This is a genomic window from Ilumatobacter sp., from assembly GCF_041688325.1.
In the GTDB taxonomy this organism is placed as follows: domain Bacteria; phylum Actinomycetota; class Acidimicrobiia; order Acidimicrobiales; family Ilumatobacteraceae; genus Ilumatobacter_A.
The window spans coordinates 17,391-43,895 of record NZ_JBDNIJ010000263.1 but is presented as its reverse complement, the minus strand read 5'-3'; the positions used below and the strand labels follow the sequence as shown (position 1 = coordinate 43,895).

At 63.0% G+C, this 26,505-nt stretch carries 25 protein-coding genes; 18 read left to right on the top strand and 7 right to left on the bottom strand.

The genetic code is table 11. The features are described 5' to 3' along the window. The first annotated feature begins 39 nt into the window (after positions 1-39). The 4 genes from ACH2EI_RS14605 to ACH2EI_RS14590 all read left to right on the top strand — a co-directional run bounded on the left by ACH2EI_RS14605 (position 40) and on the right by ACH2EI_RS14590 (position 5,042). Positions 40-498, top strand: coding sequence for a (2Fe-2S)-binding protein (locus tag ACH2EI_RS14605; RefSeq protein ID WP_395152174.1), 459 nt, complete (start codon positions 40-42; stop codon positions 496-498). Positions 499-594: 96 nt separating this feature from the next. Continuing rightward, positions 595-3,006 (top strand): xanthine dehydrogenase family protein molybdopterin-binding subunit, encoded by a 2,412-nt coding sequence (locus ACH2EI_RS14600; protein ID WP_395152254.1) that lies wholly within the window; start codon positions 595-597, stop codon positions 3,004-3,006. After that, positions 3,003-3,827 carry an FAD binding domain-containing protein gene (locus ACH2EI_RS14595; RefSeq protein ID WP_395152176.1) on the top strand — a complete coding sequence of 275 codons (825 nt, stop codon included), beginning with the start codon at positions 3,003-3,005 and terminating at the stop codon, positions 3,825-3,827. The genes ACH2EI_RS14600 and ACH2EI_RS14595 overlap by 4 nt, the downstream gene beginning before the upstream one ends. Before the next feature lie 126 nt (positions 3,828-3,953). Next, positions 3,954-5,042 carry a phosphatase PAP2 family protein gene (locus tag ACH2EI_RS14590; RefSeq protein WP_395152178.1) on the top strand — a complete coding sequence of 363 codons (1,089 nt, stop codon included), beginning with the start codon at positions 3,954-3,956 and terminating at the stop codon, positions 5,040-5,042. On the opposite strand, the gene ACH2EI_RS14585 is transcribed toward ACH2EI_RS14590, so the two are convergent. Continuing rightward, complete coding sequence (locus ACH2EI_RS14585; RefSeq protein ID WP_395152180.1) at positions 5,043-5,771, bottom strand: SDR family oxidoreductase; 729 nt, start codon at positions 5,769-5,771, stop codon at positions 5,043-5,045. A gap of 735 nt (positions 5,772-6,506) precedes the next feature. Here ACH2EI_RS14585 and ACH2EI_RS14580 point away from each other — a divergent pair. Next, complete coding sequence (locus tag ACH2EI_RS14580) at positions 6,507-7,298, top strand: MBOAT family O-acyltransferase (RefSeq protein WP_395160559.1); 792 nt, start codon at positions 6,507-6,509, stop codon at positions 7,296-7,298. Beyond that, positions 7,298-8,689, top strand: coding sequence for a hypothetical protein (locus tag ACH2EI_RS14575; RefSeq protein WP_395160557.1), 1,392 nt, complete (start codon positions 7,298-7,300; stop codon positions 8,687-8,689). Before ACH2EI_RS14580 ends, ACH2EI_RS14575 begins: the two co-directional genes overlap by 1 nt. A 31-nt stretch (positions 8,690-8,720) precedes the next feature. Here ACH2EI_RS14575 and ACH2EI_RS14570 read toward each other — a convergent pair whose 3' ends face one another. Then, positions 8,721-10,271 carry a long-chain-fatty-acid--CoA ligase gene (locus ACH2EI_RS14570; protein ID WP_395160555.1) on the bottom strand — a complete coding sequence of 517 codons (1,551 nt, stop codon included), beginning with the start codon at positions 10,269-10,271 and terminating at the stop codon, positions 8,721-8,723. 73 nt (positions 10,272-10,344) lie between these two features. Next, on the bottom strand, positions 10,345-12,084 hold the full coding sequence (locus tag ACH2EI_RS14565; protein ID WP_395160553.1) for an alpha-amylase family glycosyl hydrolase: 1,740 nt from the start codon (positions 12,082-12,084) through the stop codon (positions 10,345-10,347). 131 nt (positions 12,085-12,215) lie between these two features. Here ACH2EI_RS14565 and ACH2EI_RS14560 point away from each other — a divergent pair, with 131 nt between their 5' ends. Genes ACH2EI_RS14560 through ACH2EI_RS14545 form a run of 4 tightly spaced genes read left to right on the top strand, consistent with a single transcriptional unit; the run spans position 12,216 to position 15,511 of the window. Further along, positions 12,216-13,124 (top strand): AAA family ATPase, encoded by a 909-nt coding sequence (locus ACH2EI_RS14560; RefSeq protein WP_395160551.1) that lies wholly within the window; start codon positions 12,216-12,218, stop codon positions 13,122-13,124. After that, positions 13,124-14,344, top strand: a complete 1,221-nt coding sequence (locus tag ACH2EI_RS14555; RefSeq protein WP_395152190.1) for a VWA domain-containing protein — start codon at positions 13,124-13,126, stop codon at positions 14,342-14,344. The genes ACH2EI_RS14560 and ACH2EI_RS14555 overlap by 1 nt, the downstream gene beginning before the upstream one ends. 49 nt (positions 14,345-14,393) lie before the next feature. Continuing rightward, on the top strand, positions 14,394-14,711 hold the full coding sequence (locus ACH2EI_RS14550) for an XdhC family protein (RefSeq protein ID WP_395152192.1): 318 nt from the start codon (positions 14,394-14,396) through the stop codon (positions 14,709-14,711). Continuing rightward, a complete protein-coding gene (locus tag ACH2EI_RS14545) occupies positions 14,708-15,511 on the top strand; it encodes an XdhC family protein (RefSeq protein WP_395152194.1) in 804 nt (267 codons plus the stop codon). The genes ACH2EI_RS14550 and ACH2EI_RS14545 overlap by 4 nt, the downstream gene beginning before the upstream one ends. Positions 15,512-15,561: 50 nt before the next feature. Here the strand turns inward: ACH2EI_RS14545 and ACH2EI_RS14540 are convergent, their stop codons facing one another. Together ACH2EI_RS14540 and ACH2EI_RS14535 are read right to left on the bottom strand one after the other, a co-directional pair. Continuing rightward, entirely contained in the window at positions 15,562-16,473 is a 912-nt protein-coding gene (locus ACH2EI_RS14540; protein WP_395160549.1) for an ROK family protein, read from the bottom strand. Positions 16,474-16,491: 18 nt separating this feature from the next. Beyond that, positions 16,492-17,163, bottom strand: coding sequence for a C40 family peptidase (locus ACH2EI_RS14535; RefSeq protein ID WP_395152198.1), 672 nt, complete (start codon positions 17,161-17,163; stop codon positions 16,492-16,494). A gap of 170 nt (positions 17,164-17,333) precedes the next feature. Between ACH2EI_RS14535 and ACH2EI_RS14530 the strand changes: the two genes are divergently transcribed. From ACH2EI_RS14530 to ACH2EI_RS14510, 5 genes are read left to right on the top strand one after another with little or no spacing between them, the layout of a single operon-like run. Continuing rightward, a complete protein-coding gene (locus ACH2EI_RS14530; protein WP_395152200.1) occupies positions 17,334-17,972 on the top strand; it encodes an NTP transferase domain-containing protein in 639 nt (212 codons plus the stop codon). Next, positions 17,957-18,649, top strand: coding sequence for an SRPBCC family protein (locus ACH2EI_RS14525; protein ID WP_395152202.1), 693 nt, complete (start codon positions 17,957-17,959; stop codon positions 18,647-18,649). Before ACH2EI_RS14530 ends, ACH2EI_RS14525 begins: the two co-directional genes overlap by 16 nt. Then, positions 18,649-19,143, top strand: coding sequence for a DUF501 domain-containing protein (locus ACH2EI_RS14520; protein WP_395152204.1), 495 nt, complete (start codon positions 18,649-18,651; stop codon positions 19,141-19,143). Before ACH2EI_RS14525 ends, ACH2EI_RS14520 begins: the two co-directional genes overlap by 1 nt. Beyond that, positions 19,140-19,679 (top strand): hypothetical protein, encoded by a 540-nt coding sequence (locus ACH2EI_RS14515; protein WP_395152206.1) that lies wholly within the window; start codon positions 19,140-19,142, stop codon positions 19,677-19,679. The genes ACH2EI_RS14520 and ACH2EI_RS14515 overlap by 4 nt, the downstream gene beginning before the upstream one ends. Beyond that, a complete protein-coding gene (locus tag ACH2EI_RS14510; RefSeq protein ID WP_395152208.1) occupies positions 19,676-20,299 on the top strand; it encodes a GNAT family N-acetyltransferase in 624 nt (207 codons plus the stop codon). The genes ACH2EI_RS14515 and ACH2EI_RS14510 overlap by 4 nt, the downstream gene beginning before the upstream one ends. A gap of 54 nt (positions 20,300-20,353) precedes the next feature. Here ACH2EI_RS14510 and ACH2EI_RS14505 read toward each other — a convergent pair whose 3' ends face one another. After that, positions 20,354-20,692: a hypothetical protein gene (locus ACH2EI_RS14505; protein WP_395152210.1), complete on the bottom strand. Its 339-nt coding sequence runs from the start codon at positions 20,690-20,692 to the stop codon at positions 20,354-20,356. Between the two features lie 245 nt (positions 20,693-20,937). Between ACH2EI_RS14505 and ACH2EI_RS14500 the strand changes: the two genes are divergently transcribed. After that, positions 20,938-21,987, top strand: coding sequence for an AAA family ATPase (locus ACH2EI_RS14500; protein ID WP_395152212.1), 1,050 nt, complete (start codon positions 20,938-20,940; stop codon positions 21,985-21,987). Then, entirely contained in the window at positions 21,987-25,001 is a 3,015-nt protein-coding gene (locus ACH2EI_RS14495; RefSeq protein ID WP_395160547.1) for a transglutaminaseTgpA domain-containing protein, read from the top strand. Before ACH2EI_RS14500 ends, ACH2EI_RS14495 begins: the two co-directional genes overlap by 1 nt. Here ACH2EI_RS14495 and ACH2EI_RS14490 read toward each other — a convergent pair. Beyond that, positions 24,990-25,742 carry an enoyl-CoA hydratase gene (locus ACH2EI_RS14490; RefSeq protein WP_395160545.1) on the bottom strand — a complete coding sequence of 251 codons (753 nt, stop codon included), beginning with the start codon at positions 25,740-25,742 and terminating at the stop codon, positions 24,990-24,992. The genes ACH2EI_RS14495 and ACH2EI_RS14490 overlap by 12 nt on opposite strands. Positions 25,743-25,837: 95 nt before the next feature. Here ACH2EI_RS14490 and ACH2EI_RS14485 point away from each other — a divergent pair, with 95 nt between their 5' ends. After that, entirely contained in the window at positions 25,838-26,455 is a 618-nt protein-coding gene (locus ACH2EI_RS14485; RefSeq protein WP_395152218.1) for a hypothetical protein, read from the top strand. Positions 26,456-26,505: the final 50 nt, after the last annotated feature.

Here is a 26,505-nt window from a genome sequence, read left to right as displayed (position 1 = left end):
CCGACTGATCGGTCGAAATAACACCCTGGGGGTCCATCCGTGGAAGTTTCCGTCACCATCAATGGCACCGTGCAGACGCACGATGTCGAGCCGCGCACACTGCTCGTCCAGTACATCCGCGATAACGCCGGCCTGACGGGCACCAACATCGGCTGCGACACGTCGTCGTGCGGTGCGTGCTCGATCCACCTCAACGGCGAAGCCGTCAAGAGCTGCACGGTGCTCGCTGTCCAGGCTGACGGCCAGGAAGTCCGCACCATCGAAGGCATGGCGGACGCCGATGGCACGTTGCACCCGATGCAGCAGGCGTTCATGGAGAACCATGGCCTGCAGTGCGGCTACTGCACGCCCGGCATGGTAATGGCGGCAACCAGCCTGCTCGCCGAGAACGCCAACCCATCTGAACACGATGTCCGGATCGGCCTCGAGGGCAACTTGTGCCGATGCACTGGCTACCACAACATCGTCAAGTCGGTTCTCGCCGCAGCGAGCGCCTGACCGGCCGCACACACCGCAACACCTCCGCCTGGGGGCGGAATTGAACTGGATGGGGGTCCAGCAATGACAGATCTGCACGAACTCACGACCGACAACATGGAGGCCAGCGACGAATCCATCGCCGCTGGCAACGGGGTGCTTGGTCAACGCATGCTGCGCAAGGAAGATCCTGCGCTGCTCACCGGTGAAGCGATCTTCACCAACGACATGAAGGTGCCGGGGGCCCTCTACATGGCCGTGCTGCGCAGCCCGCATGCGCATGCGCGTATCGTTTCAATCGACACGTCAGCTGCTGCTGCGCTTGACGGCGTGCACAGCGTCTACAGCGGTGCCGATCTGGCCGACTCCTGGGCGGCGCCAATGCCCTGCGCGTGGCCGGTCACCGATGACATGAAGAACCCGGCGCACTATCCGCTGGCTGTCAGCAAGGTCGCCTACGTCGGCGACGGCGTCTGTGCCGTCCTCGCTGTAAACGATTCAATCGCACACGACGCGCTCGACCTCATCAACGTCGAGTACGACGTCCTCCCTGCCGTCATCGACCTCGAAAAATCGCTCAGCGACGTCATCGTCATCCACGAAGAACTCGGGACCAACAGGTCATACACCTGGCCCCTCGTTATCGAAGACAACGAGGGTGACTGCCAGAAGGCCATGGACGAATCTGCGTACGTGGTGAAAGAGCGCTACATCCAGCAGCGCCTCATTCCCATGGCGATGGAGCCCCGTGCAGTGGTTGCCCTGCCGCAGCCCTTCGGCGGCGACATGACGTTGTACTCCTCCACGCAGGTTCCGCACATTTTGAAGGTGATGACCGCACTCACGCTCGGCATCCCCGAGCACCAACTGCGTGTCGTGTGCCCCGCAGTCGGCGGCGGTTTTGGTTCGAAGCTGAACGTCTACGCCGAAGAACTGCTCTGCGTGCAACTCGCACAGACGCTGAAGGTTCCGGTGCGTTGGAACGAAGAACGCTCCGAGAACGCTCAAGCCACTGTTCATGGCCGCGGGCAGATCCAAGACATCGAGCTGGCTGCTGACGAGAACGGCAAGATCACCGGCCTGCGTGTCCGCCTCATCGGCGACATGGGCGCCTACCTGCAACTGGTCACGCCTGGCGTACCGCTGCTCGGTGCGTTCCTCTACGGCGGGGTCTACCAGATCCCCAAAGCGTTCGACTTCTCCTGCACGTCGGTATTTACCACGATGACGCCAACCGATGCCTACCGCGGCGCCGGCCGTCCCGAAGCCACCTACGCGATCGAACATGCGATGGATGCACTCGCACGCAAGATGAACATCGACCCACTTGTTCTGCGTCGGCGCAACTTCATCCCAAAAGAAGCGTTTCCGTATGAGGCCTACACCGGCCTGGTGTACGACTCGGGCGACCACGACAAGGCCGCGACCATCGCCGAGAACATCCTCGACTACGACGCCATGCGTGCCAAGCAAGCAGCCCAAAACGTCGAAGGCTCAACCAAGCGCCTCGGCATCGGCGTGTCGACCTACTTCGAGATGTGCGGCCTTGCGCCGTCCCGAGTTCTCGCCTCGCTGAACTACTCGGCCGGAGGCTGGGAATCGGCAACCGTTCGGGTGTTGCCTACGTCAAAAATCCAGGTCGTCACCGGCACCTCGCCGCACGGTCAGGGTCACGAAACGGCTTGGTCGATGATCGCTGCCGACAAGTTCGGGGTCGACCCATCCGATGTCGACGTGCTCCACTCCGACACTGCAATCGCGCCGATGGGTCTCGACACATACGGCTCCCGTTCGCTCCCCGTCGGTGGTGTTGCTGTCGGCCTGGCCTGCGACAAGGTCATCGACAAAGCCCGCAAGATCGCCGCGCACCAAATGGAAGCGAACGAGGACGACCTCGAATTCGCCGGAGGCATGTTCACCGTCAAGGGGTCGCCCGACAAGACGATGGCACTCGCAGCCGTCGCCTTCGAGGCCTTCACGGCGCACAACCTTCCTGACGGTCTCGAGCCGAACCTCGAAATGCAGGTCACCTACGACCCGCCAAACTTTTCGTGGCCATTCGGAACACATATGTGCGCCGTCGAAATCGACACCGAGACCGGCAACATCGAAGTACTCCAATACGTCGCAGTCGACGATTGCGGCAACAAGGTCAACCCGCTGATCGTTGACGGCCAGGTACACGGTGGTGTGATCCAGGGCCTTGCTCAGGCGCTCTTCGAAGAGGCCCGCTACGACGAAGACGGCAACCTCCTCTCGTCGACGCTGGCCGAGTATCTCGTTCCCGCCGCCAGCGATGTTCCGCCCATCACGGTCGGAGAAAGCGTGACTCCGTCGCCGACCAATTCGCTTGGCGTCAAGGGTGTCGGCGAAGCTGGGACAATCGGTGCAGCTCCATGCATCATGAACGCCGTCGTCGATGCCCTCTCAGGCCTCGGCATCCAAGACATTCAGATGCCAGCGAGCCCGCTGAATGTCTGGAATGCAATTCAACAAGCTCAAGCAACCAATCAGGAGAACAACGCGTGATTCCCGCACAATTCGACTACGTCCGTGCCGAGTCCGCCGAGGAGGCAATCAGCCTCATCGGTCAACACGGTGACGAGGCAAAGTTCATCGCTGGTGGTCACAGCTTGTTGCCGCTGATGAAGCTCCGCCTCGCTCAGCCCACTGTGCTGGTCGACATCGGCCGCCTCAGTGACCTGTCCTACATTCGTGAAGATGGAGACATGATCGCCATCGGCGCCATGACCCGCCACATGGACGTGGAGAACAGCCCCGTCCTCAAAGAGCACGCACCGCTGCTCGCTCACGCGGCCAGCCACGTCGGCGACCCGCAGGTGCGTCACCGAGGCACCATCGGCGGCTCGATCGCGCACAGCGACTCTGCGTCCGATCTTCCGGCGACCACACTCGCCATGGGCGCCACCTACGTTGCGCAAGGCCCGAACGGCACCCGCGAAATAGCTGCTGGCGACTTCTTCCAGGGCTTCCTCACGACGGCCCTCGCCCCCGACGAACTCCTGACCGAGATCCGCGTCCCGAAAATGGGCGGAGCCGGCTGGAGCTTCCAGAAATTCAACCGTCGTGCCCAAGACTGGGCAATCGTCGGTGTGGCTGCATGGCGCAACGGCACCGAGTCAGGTGTCGGCCTCGTCAACATGGGTTCGGTCCCGATCCTTGCCACCGGTGTCAGCTCGGCAATCGCCAGCGGCGCATCGATCGAAGATGCCGCAGCTGAAGCCGCAACGGGCACCGACCCGACGGCTGACCTCAACGCCAGTATCGAGTACCGCCAGCATCTCGCGCGCATTCTCACCAAACGCGCCCTCACCGAAGCCTCCTCCTGACGGTCCAGTTCGCCCAATTGCGGCGTCACCTCTCACCTCTCGTTGCCTGACTGCCCAGACAGTTTTTTGTTCGGTGTGGGGCAGCGCGGGAACGACGCGGTGAACGGGGAGTAGCGTTCGGCCGCAATGTTGCTGGCGATTTCGACATCGGGCCTTTGGAGGGTCCTGTGGTGGTCGCTGATCGGCGCGGGCATCGTGGCCGGGTACTCCGGATTCCTCCGTGCGGTCGGCTTCGACTGGGTCAAAATCCGCTGGTCGGCGCTCGCGGCATACGGCGTGGGCTACGTCTGGTGGTTCTTTGCCAAGGGCGTGATTATCGATCGCGTGTCGGTTCTCTGGTCCTTCGCGATCTTCCTCAGCCTTGCCAGCCTTGGCCGCCCGCTTCGCGAGTGGGCCAAAATGGCGGGCGACCTCGGCATCTTTGTGGTGATGTGGCTGGCATACGACGAGAGCAGGGGCCTCGCCGATGGGCTTGGTATGCCCATCCAGGTCGAGTCGGTCCGCAACATCGACCGATTCCTGTTCTTCGGTACCGACCCAGTTGTCTGGCTCCAGGAACGCTTCTATCGCGGCCCTGACAACGTCCAGTGGTACGACGTCATCGGCTCGTGCGTCTATTACTCGCACTTCATCGTGCCACCCGTCGTCATCGCTGTGCTGTGGCTTCGCAATCGCAACCAGTGGGTCCGCTACATGCGGCGCTTCGGCACCCTGCTCTTCGTTGCATGCGTGATGTTTGTGATCCTGCCGACGGCTCCCCCGTGGATGGCCGCCGGGGGCACAAATCGCGTCGGCCTCGACCTCACTGCGCTCCCACCGCTGCGCCGGCCAACCGGCAACGGGTGGCGCCACATTGGGCTCGACGGCTTCGTCGAAGCGTGGGATACCGGTCGCGATTGGGCCAACCAAGTCGCTGCGATGCCATCGCTGCACTCAGCTTTCGCATTGTTCGTCGTCGTGTTCTTCTGGCCCCAGATCAGCAACCGGTACGTCCGAGCCGCGATGTTGCTCTATCCGCTCACCATGGCCGTGGCGCTCGCCTACTTCGCCGAGCACTACTTCATCGATGCCATCGGTGGCTGGCTCGTGGTCGGGGGCTCGTTCCTACTCTGGAACCGCATTGAAGCTCACCTCAGTGAAGCGTCTCGTGCACCGACTACAGACCGAGCATCAGACGATGCTGAGATCGATATCGCCGAGACTGCCGTTCGCTGACTAGAGCAAGCCGGCGTAGGCGCCGCCGTCGATCTGCAGTTGTACCCCGTTCGTGAACAGCGCCTGTTCGCTGCACAGGAACGCGACGTGTGCGCCAAAGTGGTCGGCATCACCCATCCGTATCTGATCCATCTGGTCAGGCGTGTAGAGCGCATCGAGGCGGGGTGTCCGATGCACGCCCGGCTGCACCGTGTTGACCGTGACCCCATCTTCAGCAACTTCGGACGCCAGCGTCTTCAGAAACGCTGTGGCTCCTGCCCGTGCCGTGTTCGACAGGATCAGCTGCGGCATCGGCTGACGCACTGACAGCGATGTGATCGCAACGACGCGACCCCACCGCTGTTGCTGCATTGCCGGGACTGCGGCCTTGCACATGGCGACAATCGACAGCAGGTTGAGGTCGAGTGCCGCCTGATACGCATCGACGGGTGTCGACTCGAAGTTACCGGGAGGCGGACCACCCGCATTGGGAACCAGAATGTCGAGGCCGCCGAGCGCCGCCCGTGCGGCGTCAACGAACCCGGCAGCGCCGTCAACGGTCGACACATCAGCGACAATCGGAATACAGCCATGGCCGACCGCAACCGCTGCGGCCTCCAACTTTTCCTCGTCTCGACCACAGATCGCCACGTGGACACCTTCTGCCGCCAACGCTTTCGCACTGCCGAGGCCAAGCCCCGAAGATCCTGCAGCAACGGCCGCCCGACGTCCAGAAATTCCAAGATCCATACGTTGACCGTAGCCAGTTGCAGGCGAACGTTTCGGACGCACCCATTGGCGAGCCCGCTCCACGCCATCGATAGGATCATTTCGCTCTCGGGCAGCGCATGGTTTTTTCTTCGATCACCTTCCTGTTTTTCTTCTTGCCCATCGCATTTGCCGTGGCTGTCGTTCTGCCCGTCCGGTTGCGCAATTTCTGGCTGCTCGGATGCTCGTGGTTCTTCTACATGTGGGGCAGCGGCGCACTGGTGCTCCTCCTGGTCATCTCCACAGCCGTCGACTACTGCTTCGGTCTCCTCGTTGCTCGTGGTCGAGCCCAGCACAGCAGGAGCACTGTCCGATTCGCTGTTGCCGCTTCCGTCGTACTCAACCTGTCGCTACTGGGCTACTTCAAGTACGCCAACTTTCTGGTCGAACAGCTGAATTCACTCGGCTTCGGGGCGATTGCTCACACCTCCGTGACGCTGCCAATCGGCATCTCGTTTTTCACGTTCCAGTCGATGTCGTACACCATCGACGTGGCTCGCGGCCGTGCCGACCATCTCCGCAACCCGATTGACTTTGCGCTCTACGTGTCGCTGTTTCCCCAGTTGGTCGCTGGGCCGATCGTCCGGTTCCACGAACTGTCTGAGCAGCTCACCCACCGCAAGATCACCGCCGAGGGCGTCTCCGATGGCATGGTGCGGTTCACACACGGTCTGGCGAAAAAGGTGATCGTCGCCGACGCGATCGCGCCGATCGCCGATGCCGCGTTCGGTAACGCCGGGTCACTGTCGACACCTGCCGCCTGCCGCCTGGATCGGTGTACTCGCCTACTCAATGCAGATCTACTTCGACTTCAGCGGATACTCGGACATGGCAATCGGGCTTGGCCAGATGCTGGGCTTCACATTTCCGGAAAATTTCCGCCGGCCCTACTCCGCCGTGTCGATCACCGACTTCTGGCGCCGCTGGCACATCACCCTCAGCAACTGGTTCCGCGACTACCTGTACGTCCCGCTCGGCGGTAACCGTGGCGGAGCGATCCGGACCTACGTCAACCTGTCGATCGTGTTTCTCCTCACGGGGCTGTGGCACGGGGCGAACTGGACATTCGTCGTCTGGGGTCTGTTCCACGGGTCGCTTCTCATCATTGAACGCGCGACAGGCCAGCGGTCCACGTCACAAGACGTTGGCCTCGTGGCTGTCCGCCGAGCTGGAGTCTTCGTTACGGTCGTGATCGGTTGGGTGTTCTTCCGGGCCGCCGACCTGAGTGAGGCAGGGAGTTTTCTCGCGGACATGTTCGCCGGCGGCCTCGGCGCGACATCCGGCCGATTCTTCGACGCGTCGATCACCACCCGCTCGCAGATCGTGTTGTTCGCTGCGCTCGCTTCGATCGTATTGCCAGCCCGCTTTTGCACCGGCCCCGAATTGGTCGCCGCGACGTCTGTTCGTGGCCAGATGCTTCGTCTGACCTACCTCGCGACCATCTTGCCCGTCTCCGTCGTACTGGTTGCCACCAGCACGTTCAGCCCGTTCCTCTACTTTCAATTCTGATGGCTCTCCACCGCATCCTCCGGTTTGGCCAAATTGCCATCGTTGCCACCTGCCTCACAGCCCCTGCTGCGATGTACGCGGCAGGCGACCGCAGCCCGTCGATCGACAATCGACCACTGGCTGCGCGGCCAGACATCAGCGCCAGTAACCTGCTCGACACAACGGTCGCCAATCAGTTCGATCAGTACCTCGACGACAGCTTTCCGCTGCGCGACGAGGCGGTCAAGCTCAACTCCTTCGTCGCTCGATGGCTCGGTGACTCCACCACCGACGAAGTACGGATTGGTCGAGACGGCTGGCTGTTCCTCCGATCCTCGACCAGCCAGCTGTGCCTTGACCCTCCCGTTGACCAGGACCTCGCCGCGGCCATCGACCGGGTCCACAACGTGTTCGTCCACGTCGACAAACAACTCGTCCTCGCAATCGCTCCTGATAAGGCGAGCATCTTCTCGGATCTTTATGGCAGCGACCGCGAACTCGACTGCATGCTCGCTGCCGCCGATCGACTCCGCACGCTCGACACCTCCGTGCCGTTGGTTACAGCGTGGGAGGAAACGCGAGCAGCCGCCGCGCTCAACGAGGCTGCCTATCGCAGGCTCGACACGCATTGGACCAGCGTCGGCGCCGCGGCGACGGCACGGGCCATCGTAGATGACATCGCTCCGGGGCTCTGGCAGCCCGAACACATCGTCGAGATCAGCCAGATCGATGCCGCAGGCGACCTCTCGCTCCTCCTCGGGCGACAAGAGTCCGAGCCGGAGATCATTTCGGCAGCAGATCCTGCTCCGGGGACCACCACCACCACGCCGCTCATGGTGGTCGACCGCAACGGTGACACGGTCGAGAAGCGCTTCAGCCGCTCATCCAGATCAACGTGGTCCGAGGCGATCGGCGGCACCTCGCTGTTGCTCGGCGACTCGTTTGGTTTCCGCCTGAACCTGCTCGTCGCGCCGTACTTCACCGAGATCGACGTTGTCGATGGCGTCAGTCCGCACGTGCTCGACGTCCGCCCGCTGGTCAGTGCGGCCGACTTGATCATCCGTGAGCAAGTGCAGCGAGACTTCGCTTTCGATGTCCTGAACCGGGATCTCGCTGCCCAATTCGTCATTGCGTTTGCTGACAAGCTCGAACGGTTCGGTGTGGAAATCGTCTGCACCGGCGGACCATGCCGGGCCGTCCCTGAGGCAGGCGCCGAGGTTGGCGATCGTTATGTGATTGCCACGCTCGCTGATGGTGTGCAGGCCGCAAACATCCTGATCAACGGCAGCGTCCGCGTCCTCGATCTCGACGAGCCGGCCGGCGGATGGTTCATTCCGGCCGACCGCGAGATGATCATCGAGGGTGATCCAGCACTCTTCACCTGGTCCGGCACCGCTGTTCCACTCGGCTGAATTCGCCCAGCTCAGCCGACTTCAGCCGAGTTCAGTCGGCGCGGAGGTCAGCGAACTGGGCACGCAGTTCGCGCTTGAGGATCTTGCCACTCGGGTTGCGGGGCAGTTCGGTCACGAACTCGACGACCTTGACCGACTTGAACGGCGCAAGCTTGCCCTTACAGAACTCGATCACTTCTTCGGCAGTGAGTGAGTCGTCCTTCGGCACGATCGCAGCGAGCGGCGACTCACCCCACTTCTCCGAGGGGATCCCGATGACACCGACGTCGGCAATCTTGTCGTGTGCCAGCAACACGCTCTCGATTTCGGCGGGATAGACGTTTTCGCCACCAGAAATCAGCATGTCCTTCACGCGGTCGACGATCGTCACGAAGCCGTCCACATCGATGGTCGCCACGTCGCCCGTGTGCAACCAGCCATCGATGACAGCCTCAGCGGTGGCCTCCGGGCGGTTCCAGTATCCGACCATGATGTTCGGGCCCTTTACCAACACTTCGCCCGACTCGCCAGGAGCGCAGTCAGCACCGTCTTCGTTGACGACCTTGACTTCGGTGAAGTAGAACGCCTTACCGGTCGAGCCAGCGCGGGCGATTGCATCGGCTGAGCTGATGAGGCAGGCGGGCCCGCCGGTCTCGGTGAGTCCGTAGACCTGGTGAATTTCGATGCCGAGTGCGTCGTACTGCTCGATCAGGGTCTTGGCGACCGGTGCAGCTCCACTCATTACCCAGCGCAGCGTGCTGGCGTCGTGTTCGTCCGGGTTCCGCACAGCGAGCATGTACTGCAGCATCACCGGCACCATCAGGGTTGTGGTGATCTTCTCGTCGCGAATCAACTCCCACGACTGCAGTGGGTCAAACGCCTTCAGGATCGTGACCGAAGAGCCGCCATAGATGCAACAGAGCACCGGGTTGAGGGCACCGACGTGGAACATCGGCAACGAGATCAGGTACTTGTCACCCGCCTGGAAATCGGCGGTTGCAACAGCGGTGAGGATCGACCACAGCACCGTGTCGTGCGAATGCATCACGCCTTTCGGCAGTCCGGTGGTGCCACTCGTATACATGATGAAGACCAGGTCGTCGCCGGCGCCGACCGGGGCTGGTTCGTCGGCCGAGGCCGAACCCATCCACTCGTCGTAGTCGGCCACGCCTTCGGTTGCTTGGCCTCCGACCTGAATCCAGGTCGTGATCGCCGTCTTGTCACCGCGGCTGCGCAGCTCGGCTGCGATCTCGGCGAAATCGGAGCCGTAGATCAGCACCGTGACGCCGGCGTCGTGCAGGATGAACTCAAGTTCGTCGGCGACGAGGCGCCAGTTGAGCGGCACGTTGACAGCGCCGACCTTGCCAGCAGCAAAGAACGACTCGACAAACTCGACGCCGTTCATCAGCAGCAGACCGACGCGATCACCGAGCGACACGCCTGAATCCGTGAGCGCATTTGCGACCTGGTTCGACCGGCTGTTCAGTTCCCTGAACGAGAAGCGGCGATCGCTCGACGGTTCGAAGATCGCTTCGACGTCCGGGTCGCGGTATGCCCGCTTGGTCAACAACTGCCCGACGTTCTGACTCGCACCTGTGCTCATGGCGTGATTCTCGCGCAGCGGTCCACCGCGCGAAGAACACGAACCAGTTTCGGCTGATCTCCATTCTCGCTGGTCAGTCGGCGCGCGTCAGAACGACGACCGATCGAGGCCCCACTCGGAGTGAACCACCGACAACCTGATCTGACCCAACGAACCCCTGCTCATCCGTCGTGTCCAGAGCAATCTCCCACGGGCCGGAAACCTGCACCGCAAAGTCGAGCGGCTCCCACCACATATTCGCCATCACGTAGAGGTCGCCGATATGCCAAGCAACCGACCGCGAATGTCTGGCGAGGTCTGGGTCTCCGGCGACGCCGAACCATTCGACGTCGCTCCCCCACGGCTCTGACTGCGTCAGCGCCCGATGCTGCACCCGGAACGCGATCAGGCGTTGAACAAACTGCTCGTGATCGACAAACGCCTCTCTGCGTTCCCAGTCGATCCACGATGTCTCGTTGTCCTGGTTGTAGGGGTTGTTGTTTCCGTGCTGCGTTCGACCGAACTCGTCGCCCGCAACGATCATTGGGGTGCCGTGGCTGAGCATCAGCAAGCACATGGCGTTGCGCATCTGGCGGCGGCGCAGCACGAGGACGTCGTGCGGAGCCTCGGCCTCACCTTCCCAGCCGCAGTTCCATGACCTGTTGTCGTCGGTGCCATCGCTGCCATTCCAGCCGTTGGCGCCGTTGTGCTTCTGGTTGTAGGCGAACAGGTCATGCAGCGTGAACCCATCGTGGGCCGTGAGCATGTTGATCGATGACGCAGGCGCATCGAACATGACGGGGCTGCCCTGCACCCGTTGCATCACCTTGCCGACGAGTCCGCCTTCGCCACGCAGGAAGCCCCGGAGGTCGTCACGGAAGTTGCCATTCCACTGCGCCCACCGCGCGTCTGGGAAGTCGCGCCCGGCGAGGTAACGCGCGAGATCCCACGGTTCCGCGATCAGGCGAACCCCGCGCCGTTCGGCCCAGTCGCCGATCGACCGAACGAATGCAGGGTCCCTGGCAAGCACTGCTGCCAGGTCGAATCTGAAGCCGTCGACGCCGAGATCTGCGAGCCGGTCGAGCGACGTGAGCAGCAACTCCTGGGCAACGGGTGACGTAGTGTCAATGATGTTGCCGCAACCGGCATCGTTGACGTAGCTGCCGTCGTCGTTGACCACGTAATATTCCCTGTCGGCGAGGCCGCGCAGGTTGTAGGTCGGACCCTCGCGGTCCTCCTCGGTCGTGTGGTTCAGTACGACGTCAAGCCAGACCTCGATGTCGACGTCGTGGGCCGCCGACACGAGGTCTGCGAGCTCGGCCCCAGGTGCAGCGGAGTGCGCATAGCTCCGGTGGACGGCGCCAAAAGCGAGCGGCATGTAGCCCCAGTAATTCGGTTCCGCCGGGTCAAACTGATGGACCGGCAGAAGTTCAACGACCGACACCCCCAGCGAAGCGAGCCGCGGCAGCTCATCAGCAAGTGCAGTAAACGTGCCCGCATCAGGTCGGTCGCGTCGTTTCGTCATTCCCCGGACATGTGCTTCAGACACGATGAGCGGTCGGCTTGTCCGACGTTGCGGCCTCGGTGCTGGCCACGCTGATGCGACGGCCCAGGCATCGTGCCGGTCGCGTGTGTGGGCCGGGCCGAACCACACCTCGCTGGCGTACGGATCGACCAGGCCCGGGCCGTCGTCGATAATGATCTGGTATCGATCGTCGGCCTGCACCGAGCCAGCCCAACCGCTTCCGTTCCGTGCGAGCAAGACCGTGTCGCCATCGAGAACTCGCACTTCCACCCGGCTCGCCCCCGGCGAGTACACCCGAACGTCGACCATCAGCGAAGTCTGCCACCTTCACATCGCATTGGGAGCCGAGCCAGGGGACCCAGACGGGGAACTCGGGACGCCTTGCCGCTGAATCCGCTGCGTCCGGTCCCGAGTTCGCCGGCTCGGGTATCGTTCCCCCGGTGACCCCGGCCGACGTCAGCACCGCTCTCTCTGCCCAGGGGTACCTCCCCGACGAGGGGATTGCCACATCGGTGTTCCTCGCCATGACGCTTCGACGGCCACTGCTGCTCGAAGGCGAAGCAGGAGTCGGTAAGACCGAGCTGGCCAAAAGCCTCGCCAAGGCCACCGGTGGCGAACTGATCCGCCTCCAGTGCTACGAGGGAATCGACGCCTCGCAGGCTGTCTACGACTGGGACTACGCCAAGCAACTCCTGCACCTCCGAGCCACCGAGGCAACCGGAGAATCGCAGTCGACAACCGCCGACGCGCTCGAAGCTGAGCTGTACGGCGAACGGTTCCTCATCAAGCGCGCGCTACTCCGGGCGATCGAGCCGACCGAGGGCCCGCCACCCGTGCTCCTCATCGACGAGGTCGACAGGGCCGACGACGAATTCGAGGCGTACTTGTTGGAGATCCTCTCCGACTTCCAGGTCACCGTGCCCGAGGTCGGCGTGTTTAGGACTGACCGGCCACCGCTGGTCGTGTTGACCTCGAACCGCACCCGTGACGTGCATGATGCGCTCAAGCGGCGCTGCCTCTATCACTGGGTCGAGCATCCCGACTTTGACCGAGAGGTCGAGATCGTCAAGCTCCGTGTGCCAGACGTCGACGACGTGCTCGCCAAGCAGGTCGCCGCTGCCGTCGAAGGCCTTCGCGCCCTCAACCTCTACAAGCCCCCCGGCGTTGCTGAAACAATCGATTGGGCCACGGCCCTCGGCCGGCTGGGTGCGAAGCGGCTCGACGACTCAGTCGTCGAACACACCCTGGGCACGGTCCTGAAATATCGCGAGGACCACCAGCGAGTCGAACAGCACGGCATCGGTGAAATCGTCAAACAGGCAATCGAAAAGGGCCTGCTGCACGCCTGATGGCTGATCTTCCCCCGCCACGACCGTCTGGGCGAACGAGCTCGGCTGCTGCCAACGCAGCGATCGCGGCCAACGTTCCAGGTGCAACGATCGAGCTGGCAACCGAGCCAGCCGAGATCGCCGTCGCCTTCAGCCGAGTGCTGCGCGGCGCTGGGCTCCGCGTGCCAACCAGCAGCACCCACACGTTCGCCAGCGCCCTGTGTGCCGTCGGGCTCGATGACCGCGCCGGTACGTACTGGTCAGGCATGTCAACGCTGGTCAGGCGGCCCGAAGACATCGCTATCTACGACAAGGCGTTCGCTGTGTTCTTCGAGCACCGGCGCAGCACTGGCGACGACGTGCACGAAGAAGACCCGCTCTCAATCACGATTGCGATCGACACCGATGAGCAAGACGGCGCCGACGATGGCCCCGATGTCGCCGACGGAGACGACGAGGAAACGGTCGAGCTGCGCTTCTCGACCACCGAAATCCTGCGCAACAAAGACTTTGCCGACTACTCGCCCGACGAACTCGTGCTGGCACAAGAAATGATGAGCAGCCTGAAGTTGGTTGGGTCGCCCCGCCGATCGCTGCGCCTCGGCCCTGCCAAACGGGCCACAGCTCGGCCAGACATTCGGCGCACGGTTCGGGCATCGCTGAAAGCTGGCGGCGAGCCGATTGAGCGTCATTTCCGAGCACCGACCGAACGACTCCGGCGCCTGGTGCTCGTCCTCGATGTGAGCGGCTCGATGGAGCCGTACGCCCGTGCGTTGCTGCGCTTTGTCCACGCCGCGGTCGCTGGCCGCCAGAAGGTCGAGGCCTTTGCACTGGGAACACGACTCACCCGGATCACACGCGAGCTCAACAGTCGCGACCCTGACATCGCACTGCACGAAGCTGGACAGCGGGTGCTCGACTGGAGCGGCGGTACCAAATTGGGCGTCGGCTTGCGCCAGTTCAACGACGAGTGGGGCGTGCGTGGCCTTGCGCGCAACTCGATCGTGGTCATCCTGTCAGATGGGTGGGATCGCGGCGATCCCGACGAGCTTGCCACGCAGATGGAACGTCTCCAGCGTGTCACCCATCGCCTCGTCTGGGTCAACCCGCTGAAAGTCACGCCTGGCTATGCCCCGCTGGCTCGGGGAATGGCTGCGGCCCTCCCCTATGTTGACAACTTCGTGGAAGGCCATTCGGTTGCCGCCATGCAAGAACTCGCCGATGTGATCAGCCTGCCGTGAGCAAAAAGCTGAGCAAAGAGATGAGCAAAAAGATGAACAGGAGACCCGCATGAAAGACCTGCTCGAAGACATCGCTCGATGGCGTGCCGCCGGCGAACGCGTGGCGGTGGCCCGCGTCGTGGACATCGAAGGATCGGGCCCGCGTGACCCCGGCGCAGCGATGGCCGTGACGGCCTCAGGCGAAGTCGCTGGCAGCGTCAGCGGCGGCTGCGTCGAAAGTGCGGTAGTTGGCCAGGCTCTGGCGATTCTCGACGGAACCGAAAAGGCTGGCATCACGACCTTCGGCTACTCCGACGACGATGCGTTCGCTGTCGGCCTCACCTGCGGTGGCACGATCCACCTGTTTATCGAGGAGCTCAACTGGTGAGCATCTTCGAGCAGTACGAGTCGCTGCTCCGTGCAGAGTCCCCGGTTGCGCTGGCAACGGTGATCGAAGGCCCCAACATCGGCGCAAAGCTGCTTGTGCAGCCACAGGGCGACCCCGTTGGGTCACTCGGCCATCCGGAACTCGATCGAGTCGTCGGGCGCGACGCCGTCGCCGAACTCGAGGCGGCCACTTCCAGCGTGCGGAGTTACGGCCCCGAAGGTCAGATCACGCCCGAGGATCTGGTCGACCAGCCAACGGTGAGGGTCTTCATCGAGTCACATGCTCTGGCGCCACAGATGTGGATCTTCGGTGCGGTCGACTTCACCGCAGCACTCGCCCGGGTCGCCAAAATCCTCGGCTACCGCGTGACGGTGTGCGACGCCCGAGAGGTCTTTGCCACCCGTCGGCGTTTCCCGATGGCCGACGAGGTCAAGGTCACCTGGCCGACGCCGGTGTTCGATGAGCACGGCGCCGAACTGGGTCCGAGAGATGCCGTGTGCATCCTCACCCACGATCCCAAGTTCGACGTGCCAGCCGTGCAGGGCGCATTGGCAACGCGTGTCGGTTATATCGGCGTGATGGGCAGTCGCAAAACGCACGCGAAGCGGATGGAGCGGCTTTTCGAGGTCGGTGTCGTCGATGCCGACGACCTCGATCGTCTGATGTCACCGATCGGCCTCGACATCGGAGCGCGTACGCCGGAAGAAACCGCCGTGAGTATCTGTGCCGAGATCATCGCCCGGCGCACCAACCGCAACGTCCCCAGCCTTCGCGACAGCTCGGGCGACATCCACAGCTGAACCGGCCCGCGGAGAACGTTCCGACAAACGGGTCACTTGTTCCGCCGGTTTTATATCACCGTGAACGCTGCTGCGCCGATCAATGGAGCATGCTCCCCCAGCGCTGCCGCGTGCACTTCGGCACGAACTTCGGCGCGCAGCGACGGTGCAAACAGGTCGAAGGCTTTGCCTGCTCCGCCTCCAATCACCAGTACGTCCATGTTCATCGCCCTGACGTGTCCCGCGAGAAACCGGCCCAGGCGGCGACCAAACTCTTCGAACGACGAGGAGATCGCGACGTCTCCTTCGCGCGCCGCCTGCGCCGCTCCTGCGACGCCGTCCACTGGCACCCCGAGCAGCGCTGCGAGGCCGACGGCCGACAGCACATCGTCAGCGCGCCCGTGATCTTCAACCAACGCTTCGAAGAGCAGCTGCACATTCACGCCGCCCACGAGCAAGGCTCCGCAACCATCAACCACCGCAGCTGCACCGAACCCAGTTCCGAGCGTGACCATCAGCGATCGTTGGCTCGAGCGGGATGCGCCGGCAATACTCTCGCCGAGCGCTGCGGCCTCGGCATCGTTGACAAATCGAACATCAAGCGTCTGGTCTGGCCACGCCGTTGTCGCCCAGGCTCGAAGGTCAACCCCGCAAAGGTTGTCAAACTTGCGCTGCCCGCGAATCGCCGGGATACCGCGTTCGTAGTCCATGGGGCCGGGGAAAGCGACCCCGAGGGCAAGTACATCAGCCTGCTGACCGTCAACGGCCCGACGCAGCAGCGGGTCAATGGCGCTGCGCAAAGCAGCAAGCAACACATCGGCTGACGCAGTCGCATCGATCGGTTGGGCCGGCAGCGACTCGACCGACGGTGCGCCTCCATCACCGAAAGAAACGAGGCCTCGCTTGATCGACATCCCGCCGACATCGACAGCGACGACGAGGTCAACCTGGGGCGCCTCGGTCGGCGTTTGCTCGCTGCGCACGTTGGCAGCGTAGAGCGATCAGCTCGACGGATCGCCGAAAATGACCCGGTTGGCACTCCGCTTCGAGATCGTGTCGATCTCGACCGTGCGGCCGGTGTTCACCGAATGCACAACCGCGTTGTCGACACCCAGGAACATCATAATGTGACCCGGGTAGTAGACGAGGTCGCCAGCCATGGCGGACGTACGGTCGAGCTTGGTCGCGCTCCTGATCTGCGCACCGCTGACCCGCTGAAGTTTGACACCAGATTCCTGCCAGGCGTACGACGTGAGGCCCGAGCAATCGAACCCTTCGTCTTCGACGCTGCTATTGGTCCGGTACGGCACACCAATCTGCGTCATGGCAGCGAGCACTGCGCGCTGATGATCAAGTGTGCTGTTCTTCCATGAATCGATCATGGCGAACTCGTTGTAGCCCAACTCGCGAGCAGCCAAACGAGCGGTTGCCGTCCGGTGTGCGGCATAGACGAGGTAGTCGGTGAGATCGTTAGAGGCAGCGAAGGTCTCGTACGCAGCAACCGCCATGTCTGCCTCGGCAGTGATCTCGGGGGCGAGCGCATTGGTAGGCAGCTCAGGCTGCTGGGCTGACGCCGTGCCAGCAAAGGCGACGGTTGCCACGGTAGCGATGGTGACAACGCGACCGAGTTTGGCAATGGGGCGCAAGCGTGTCGAGAAGATGAGGTGAGTCATGTCGGAAAGTCCCTGGCCTGGACTGACCCATCGATGTGTCGATCGGTCAATCCCTCGTGACGAATCAGTAACATATCGTAATCAAACCGTCATAATCAATCCTTTTTTTGAGATTTTTGTCATCAAACCGTCAAGAATTACAGGGATGATATTCGTGCGAGACTTCCCCCATGTCGACCGAAAACCCCCAACAAACAGGCCCGACGGGGTCGTCGGTGGTTGCCGTGTTGCTTGCCGCCGGAGCCGGTTCGCGCTTCACCGACGTTCGTCACAAACTTCTCGCCGAGCTCGATTCACAAGGCAACACGGTCATCGCGCAATCGCTTCGTCACCTCATCGAGGCAAGGATTGGCCCGATCGTGGTGATCACCGGGGCCCTGACTCGCGACGACCTCGCGGCGCACCCGTCAGTCGCCAACTACCTCACACACCCAAGCGTCACCACTCACCACAACCCAATGTGGGCAGACGGACAGAGCACGTCGGTCCGGGTCGCCATCGATGCAGCGCAGCAAATCGGTGCAAATGCCGTGGTCATCGGACTGGCCGACCAACCGTTCATCACGCCCGAGGCGTGGCGCACAGTGGCCGCAGGGTTGGGGCCCATCACCGTCGCCACGTACGATGGCCGACGCGGCAACCCGGTTCGACTCCATGCAGATGTATGGGATCAACTGCCGCACGATGGAGACGTCGGGGCTCGCTCACTCATGCAGCGTCACCCCGGGCTCGTCACCGAAGTATCGTGCAGTGGTTCGTCAGCAGACATCGACACCTTGGAGGACCTGCACCGATGGCAGAGCAACTGATCAATGAATTCACCGTCAATCGTCCAATCGACGAGGCATGGCCGATCATCACCGATGTCGAGCGCATCGCTCCGTGCCTCCCCGGTGCGCAACTGACTGAGATTCGCCAGACCGACGACGGTGAGATGTATGCCGGCAACGTGAAGGTGAAGCTCGGGGCGATCGCCACCGAGTTCCGGGGCGAGGCGTTCTTTCTCGAGCGCGACGACGCCAACTACAGCTGCAAGCTCAACGGCAAGGGTCGCGACACGAAGGGTCGCGGCAATGCGTCCGCTGACATCTCAGCACATGCCGAGAGCATCTCGCCGACCAGCACGAAGGTCACCGTCACGACTGATCTACATATCACCGGAAAGATCGCCCAGTTCGGCCGCGGCATTCTCGGCGATGTCAGCGCCAAGCTGATCGACCAGTTTGCCCAGAACCTCAACGAAATGATCGATGCCGATGGCGTCGAAGCCCTTCCAGCCGACGCAGCGGGTAAGCCAGATACTCCCGCCGGGGAGTCGTCGTCCGACGACGCACCTGCCCAGCCGACTGTCCGCAAGATCGACGGACCCGCTGCCGAAGCAATCGACCTGATGGAAATGGGAGGATCGTCGATCGCCAAGCGCGCTGCGCCCGCAGTCGCTGTGCTGTTGCTCATCCTGCTGTTGCTTCGTCGCCGACGGAGCTGATGGACGACCGAGCTCGCGTCGAGGAGTTGATCGGGCGCCCGCCGCGAGGCGCTTTCGACGTCGTTGTCCGCACTGCGGAGGGCGACCCAGTTGTTGTTCGCAACGCCCCGTTCCTCGGCGACGGCACACCGATGCCCACTCGCTACTACCTCGTCGGTACCGATCTCGTGCGGGCCGTGAGTCGCATCGAAGCCGTCGGCGGTGTTCGCCAGTCTGAAGCCGATCTCGATCCGGCCGACATCGCTGATGTGCACGCTGCCTACGAGGCCGAACGAGACGCTGCGATTCCCACAGATCATGTCGGCCCGCGACCGTCCGGCGGCGTCGGCGGTACCCGTCAGGGTGTCAAGTGCCTGCATGCTCATGTGGCACATCTGCTCGCCGGCGGTAGCGATGTAGTGGGCGAGTGGACCCTCGCCCGGCTTGGCACCGACCGCGGCGTACTCAATGGCTTGCAGCCGCCCGCACCTCACGTCGAAGAAGTTGCCCCATGACTCACGATGCGGCTCCCGATGCGACTTCCGGTGCACTTTTCGTGGCGATTGGCGACGACCGAGTCGACATCTCGATGACCGGCGGCGGAGCATGGACGATTCCTCTCGGCCCGCAGTCGCTGTTCGATGGCGTCTTGGAACAACGCGACAAGCCCTCTCCGTCGCACCTGACGAATGCACTCGGTTTCATCCACGACTATTTTGATGACATCGTCGTCGTGGCGCCATCGGTTCTCGTCGCGCCGTCAGTGACCGCAACCGGCCCGCACGCAGTGGGCCTTGCTCGCGTCGAACTCGGCAACGAGCACGTGCCGACCGACTATCACCTCCAGCGGGCCGATGCCGACGAGGTCTTCCGGACGCTGGTCGCCGAACCGAGAGCTGAGCGGTTGCACAACCCTGGGCTCGCGCCCAGCGATGTCGACACGATCATCGGCACGCTGTGCATCGTGCTGGCGATCATGCGACGATTGGACCTGAGCCGCCTGGCCATTCAGGACAACATGCAGATCAACGACGACGCACCTTCGACATGACACTGAGGCATCCATCGCGCACGTCTGCGCCCACCCGCCTCCACGGCCGCCGCATCATGATGCGACCGCTCGCTGCCGGTGACTTCCGTGCGTGGAGTGAGGTCCGCGCACACAACGAGGAGTGGCTCACCGCGTGGGAGCCTCGTCGCAACCTCAGCCTGCCTGACCCCACCGTTGAACGTTCAGCATTTAGTGCACGCTGCGCGCAGCGTGACCGAGACCGGACGGTTGGAATCGCTTATCAGTTCGGCCTGTTCATTGATGAACAGATCGCCGGTGAAGTCAACTTGAACAACGTCATCCGAGGCGCCATGCAGTCAGGCACCATTGGCTACTGGATCGATCAACGCCACGCCGGACACGGGTATGTGGCCGAAGGCGTCTCAGCGCTGATCCGCTACGCATTCGACACGCTCGGTCTGCACCGCGTCGAAATTTGCATCGTGCCGCGCAACACGAAGAGCCGTCGTGTCATGGAGAAGCTAGAAATCCGTGACGAAGGAACCGCCCAGCGATACCTCGAAATCAACGGCGAATGGGAAGATCACATTCGCTATGGGATAACGGTCGAAGAGTGGCACTCCCGCTGCGCCGAGCTGATCAACACCTGGTTGGGTTGACCAGCTCGCCGACAGGCCGTTCGCCGTCAGGTGACGACGTTCAGGACACGATGTTCAGTAGGTAACAAGGCCAGCGTTGTCGCGGGCCTGGCGGATGGCGGCGGCGCGATCTTGTCGCATTGCCGTGCGCCGCTTCCACATTTTGGTCTTCCAGTGGCGCTTGGTCGCAGAGCGCTTGGCCAGCTTGTTCTTGGCCACCTCGGGATCGTGGTGGTGCATCGGTTTCCATGCTTCACCGGGTTCGTGAACATCGGCGGGATCGGTGCCTCCAGAAATCTCCTTCGCAGCGTTCTGCAGTTCCACGTGGATCCGATGCCGCTCTGAATGAGCGTGGGCTCGAACCTCTTGCTTGACTTGCATCGGGATGTCGAGATCCCGGTTGCGTTGGCTCATTGCTACCTCCTGCTTTTCGCCGTTTCACTGCCGTTTCGCTGGTGTTCACCGGCGTTTCGACAGCTTCGCAGCGCTGTGGTTTCGGTTGCTTGCACTCTTTAAGGTACTGCACGACGGGTCTGACATTTCGGAAATCCATGTAACGGTTCTGTGCGATTGTCGCGCCGCTGTGCACACGTATGAACCCTGGTAATTTCTCATCAGAATTCAGTCAAGAACTGGGCGAATATGCCGATTCAGACAGGGTGAATTTCCTCCCTCCGCCACGGACCACCGACGAGCGCCCGCCCGCCACTGCAACCCGTCGTGCTGCTGCTGACGGTGCTGCTGGAATGGTCATGAACGCTGACATTGCGGCAGACGTAGCTCGCCGCCTCACTGCCACGATCAACTCGGTCATCGCCGGCAAGGCAGCCGTTGTCGACGTCGCCGTTGCCACGTTGCTCGCCAGGGGCCACCTCCTCATCGAAGACATCCCCGGGGTCGGCAAGACCTTGCTCGCGCAGGTCATTGCCAGGTCCGTCGGAGGCTCGTTCCGTCGGATCCAAGGCACGTCCGACCTGCTTCCCGGCGACGTCACCGGATCCATGGTGCCCGGCTCCATGAATGCTGCCGGGGCCATGACCTCGCTGGTGTTCCGTCCTGGACCGGTCTTCGCCAACCTCGTGGTGTTCGACGAACTCAACCGGACGACACCGCGCACCCAATCGGCGCTGCTCGAACTCACCGAAGAGGCGCAGGTCTCCGTCGATGGCGTGAGCCACCCCCTCCCGGATCCGTTCATGCTGGTCGCGACGCAGAACCCGCTCGACATTGCAGGAACGTCGCGCCTGAGCGAGGGTTCCCTCGATCGCTTCGCCGCCGTGGTCACGCCGGGGCGTGCACCCACTGCCTCCGAAATCGACGTACTGGCCGGCCGTCAGGGCCGCACCATGCTCGACGCCGTTCGGCCAGTAGCCAGCCTCGACGAACTGACGCGTGTGCAGTCATTCGTGTCGTGCACCCATGTTGGCGATGTACTCGCTGAGTACGTCGTTGCACTCCTCGACGCGACTCGTCGACATCCAGCGGTCAGGCTCGGCGCATCGACCCGAGGCGGCGTCGCCCTGCTCGCTCTGGCCCGAGCACGCGCTGTGATGCAGGGCCGCACGTACGCGGTCCCGGACGACATCGCTGCACTCGCAGTTTCTGCCCTCGCACATCGCATCGTGTTGGCCGACCCAAACTCATCGCTCGACAACGGACGAGCGCTCATAGCTGAGTGCCTCGCAGCGGTGCCACCCCCGACGGTGTGATGGATTCGACGACAACGGGGCCACTGCGGCCTGCTGGTATCTCGGTCGGGACGCTTGCGTTCGCGGGCGCGTGGTTCGTCGGCACAGCAATCGCTCGACTGACCGGCGCTGCAGCAGTTCTCCTCGTTCTCGCTGCCGGCCTCGTGGCGTTGGGCGCAGCGGTACTCAGCAGCCTCCTGAGCACGCGATCGGTGACCTCGGCGCAATTCCGCGGAGCTGGGATTGTCGATGTCGACACACCGGTACATGCTGATTTCTCGGTCGGCGGGCTGCCGACGAATGGTGACGTGGTTGTCCGCATCCTCCACGGCGAAACCGAACTCGTCCGTTGCAACCGCAGCGACTTCGACAACACCGGTCACACAGACGTCTGGGTTGTCTTCCCGGCACCGGGCATCGTCAACGAACTCACCATCGAAGTAGTCGCCACCGGCGCTCCCGGTCTGTTCTGGACTCGCCGCAGGTTGACCGTCGGCATCGAACCCATTGCCGTTGCGCCCGCCGCGCACGGGCCGCCTTTGGAGATTGTCACAACGTCATCACCAGATGCTGGCGTACGCTTTACTGCCCGCAAGAGGAAAGACGGCGACGTCGACGGCGTCCGCCCCTGGCGCGAAGGCGAGGGCGACAGCTCGGTGCACTGGTCGTCGAGTCTGCGCAGCCAAACCCTCATCGTGCACGACCGAGCGTCGAGCAGCGAGCAACGTTCGACAATTGCGCTGCCCGGCGAGACAATCGACGAAGCAACTGCATCCCGCCTACTCTGCACCGCCTTCGAGGGCATCCGGTTGGGACATGAAGTGGCGATCGCCACACCTACCGCCACTCATTTCTTGAACAACACGACCGCGGCACGCTCGTTTGCAGCCCAAGCAATCGGTGCAGCGCCTTCGCCGCAAGCCACACCACCGCCCTGGTATCGCCGTACCCTCCGGCTTCGAACGCAACACGAAGCATCTCGAGCGCTCCACCCCGTCAGCCGCATCGCCACTGCCGTCAGCTCGCTCATTGCCATCGCCATGCTGCTCGGGGCCCTCGGATCCGGACCAGCAACACTCGGGCTGATTGCCGTCGGCCTCATGCTCGGAGTTGCCTCCTCCCTGAAGTTCGGGACCGGCTCCGATTCCGTCAAGCCATGGCCGCTCAGGATCGGTATCGGTGCCGCGACGTTCGCAGCACTCGCCTACGTGGCCTCGACGGTCGGCGGCATCGCTGGTCTTCTGGCAGCGCTACGCGGTCCGCTGCCAGACCTGTTGATGCTGCTGCTCATCGTGCACGGCCTCGAGGTCCTCGATCAGCGAGCGCAACGAATCCATCAAGCCATCGCCGGCGTCCTCGTCGCCTATGCCGCCGGTCTTCGTGTCGACGGGAATGTCGGCTGGTGGCTCGGGGCGTGGGCGATTGCCATCGTCATCGCGGTCCGAACATCGACTCGCGTCGTCACACCATCGACGGCCGCCAAGCGTCGCTCAGGACGTATTTCGAACCGACGATTGGCGAATGGCGTCGGGCTTGTCGGTGCGGCTGCGATCGCCACCATCGCTGTCCTCAGCGTCGTGCCTGTCCCTGACGGCCCTGCTCGCCTTGGCCTCCCCGCACTGTCGAACGATGCCCCGTCGGCATCGTCGCCTGGAGCCCTGGCAGGCCCCGACGGCAACCCGGCTGCAGCAAGCACCGACCGGCGCGGATCACTCAGCCAAGTCGGCGGCTACCCAGGCTTCTCCAACACGCTCGATACCAGCGTCCGCGGCGACCTCGGCAACGAACTCGTGATGCGGGTGCGGGCCTCGGAGCCCGCGTTCTGGCGCGGACAGACCTTCACCGAATTTGATGGACGGACCTGGTCGGTGACACCCCAAGAAGGAACCAGACGAGCCGGTCCGCGAATCGACGTCCCCGCAACGCTCGGTGATCTACCGCGCCCGACTTCACGCGTCGAGACCGAGGATTTCATTCAGACCTACTACGTCGAGTCCGACCTCCCGAATGTCGTCTTCGCCGCGTCCCGACCAGACGTACTCACCTTCGATGGCTCGGTCTGGACACGACCCGACGGATCAATACGCTCCAACGTGACGCTGAACAAAGGCTCCGTCTACACCGTCGTGTCCAAGCGAGTTCAGGTGACACCCGACCTCCTCCAACGCCAGGGCGATATCGCAGCGACCTTCGCCGAGGTGAACGATCCTGAACTCCAAGAACGGCTTGCGCCGTACCTCGCGCTTCCCAAGTCGACGACGCCGCGGACTCTCGACCTCGCCGCAACGCTCCGCCAGCCGGGTGACTCGACGTACCTGACGATTCTGCGGTATCAGCAGTGGCTCAGCGAGAACACTGAATACGACCTCAACGCCCCCGTACCCGCGCCTGGTGCTGATGCCGTCGACAACTTTCTCTTCGAATCCCAACTCGGGTTCTGCGAACAGATCGCATCGAGCCTTGCCGTCATGCTGCGGAGCCAAGGCGTTCCTACTCGAATCGCCACGGGGTATATCCCAGGTGCTCGCAATCGTGTCTCTGGAGTCTTCGAGGTCAAAGCCAGCGACGCCCACGCACGGGTCGAAGTCTGGTTCCCCGAAACGGGTTGGGAATCGTTCGACCCAACCGCCGTGGTGCCATTCGCCGGCGAAGCGAACCCGGGGACTGTTGGCGGCGACCTGATCGGTGCTGCGATCAGCGGGGTCGCGTCTCGCCCGGTCGAGATCGGCATTCTGGTCGCGCTCACCCTGCTTGCGGTCGGCACCGTCCGTTCCGTCGCCAACCTGGTCCGTCGCCGTCGACGCGGCCGCTGGGGTGTGCTGCAAGATCGCTTCAGTGAAATGACGCCTCCGTCAGCAACGACCAATCCGCTGCGCGCCGCATCATTCAACGACGCGACTCAGGCGACCACCCCAGCAAACGACGCCGCAAACGACGTAGCTCGGCTGCTGGATCGTGCCGCGTTCGACCCGGAGTGGGTCGATGATGACGAGATGTACCGGCACGCTCGGGAGCGCATTGATTCACTTCTTTGAGATACGCGCCTGCAACGCAGCGAGGCGCTCAGCGAACCATGGCTGCTTGGTGCTCCAGAGCTGCGGGGTAAGTTCACGCGCGACCGCGTCAGGATGATTCTGGACGTCGGCCATGTCGAGGATCGTCTGCTTCGTCTCGATCGCAAGCTGGCGCGGCGCCGAGGCAGCTCGAGCGGCGAACTCGTGCGCGTATTCGAGCAGATCATCAGCCGGCACAGACTTGTAGGCGAGGCCGACTCGTTCGGCCTCCTGACCATCGAGCACCTGTCCGTAGATCACTGCGGCCATTGCAGCCTGCGGGCCGGCGATGCGGCGGAACATCCACGTGTGTCCTCCACCGGGGTGGATACCGAGCTGGAGGAAGCGCGTGTCGAGCTTGGCGCGATCCGAGCAGATACGAACGTCACAACCCAGCGCAAGATTCATACCTGCTCCGACCGCTGCACCGTTGACCGCTGCCAACGTTGGCAGCGGCGAGCGGGCAATCCGCAGAAAGCCCTCGTAGATGACACCGAGGCTCTCACCGGTCGCCTCGGCCAGGTTGCCGAGGTTCGCCCCTGCACAGAACGCCGGGGGCGTCCCGGTGACCACGACGGCACCCACGCCCTCGTCGGCTTCGAACGCATCCATGGCAGCGACGATCTCCTCGACCATCGGTGCAGTCATGGTGTTGCGCTCGTCTGGGTTGTTCAGCGTGAGCGTGGCCACGCGATCGGCAATGTCGGTGAGAACGAAGGACATCTGGTGATCTTGGCACGGCGACCGCCCTCAACTGCAGACCCGGCGGCAGCAACCGCTCATCGAGCAACGTCGCGAGCGCCGTAGCCTGACCGCTCATGCTCGACCATGTGTTCACCGACGCCATCAGTGCGCTGCGCGATGCCTTCGAGATGGCCTTTCTTGAACGCCAAGCATTCGAAGAGCACTTCCAGTCCGATGTGCTGTCCGGCGATCTCACCTGGGAGACCAGCTACGGCTTGCCTGGCGAAGGTGAACCACCTCGCGTCGTGGCCCACATCACGTTCGACTGGCCGGCCTGGAGCCAGGCCGCATATCGGCAGTGGTTCCTCGAAGAGGTCCTCGAGCAACGCCCAGCGATCGAGATGGAGATCGTGCTGCGAGTCCAGCAGCTCGCGAGCCCAGCCGATCCCGAGCAGATCTATGCCACGGTGCCTGAACAAAGCCCACTCGTCGGAGACGATCGGCTCGAGCGCACGGGCTTGACCGCCGAAGTCGGGTATCCGGACCCCAGCGACATGGACACTGAGGCGTCACCAGCGACCGAGCATGCGATCGAGATCAACTACGAGGGGTTATACGAGTTGGCCGAAGAGACGGTCGCTGACGGCACCAACTCGCTACTCGACGAACACTTCGGTGTGCTCGGCGGCTGGATTGCGTCGACGCTCGTGAAGCTCGGCGACCTCGGCCTCGACTTCCTGCCCAACGACTGAGCGACACCCAACGTGACAGGCTCGAAGCGGTGTCTCGGTAAAGATGGGGC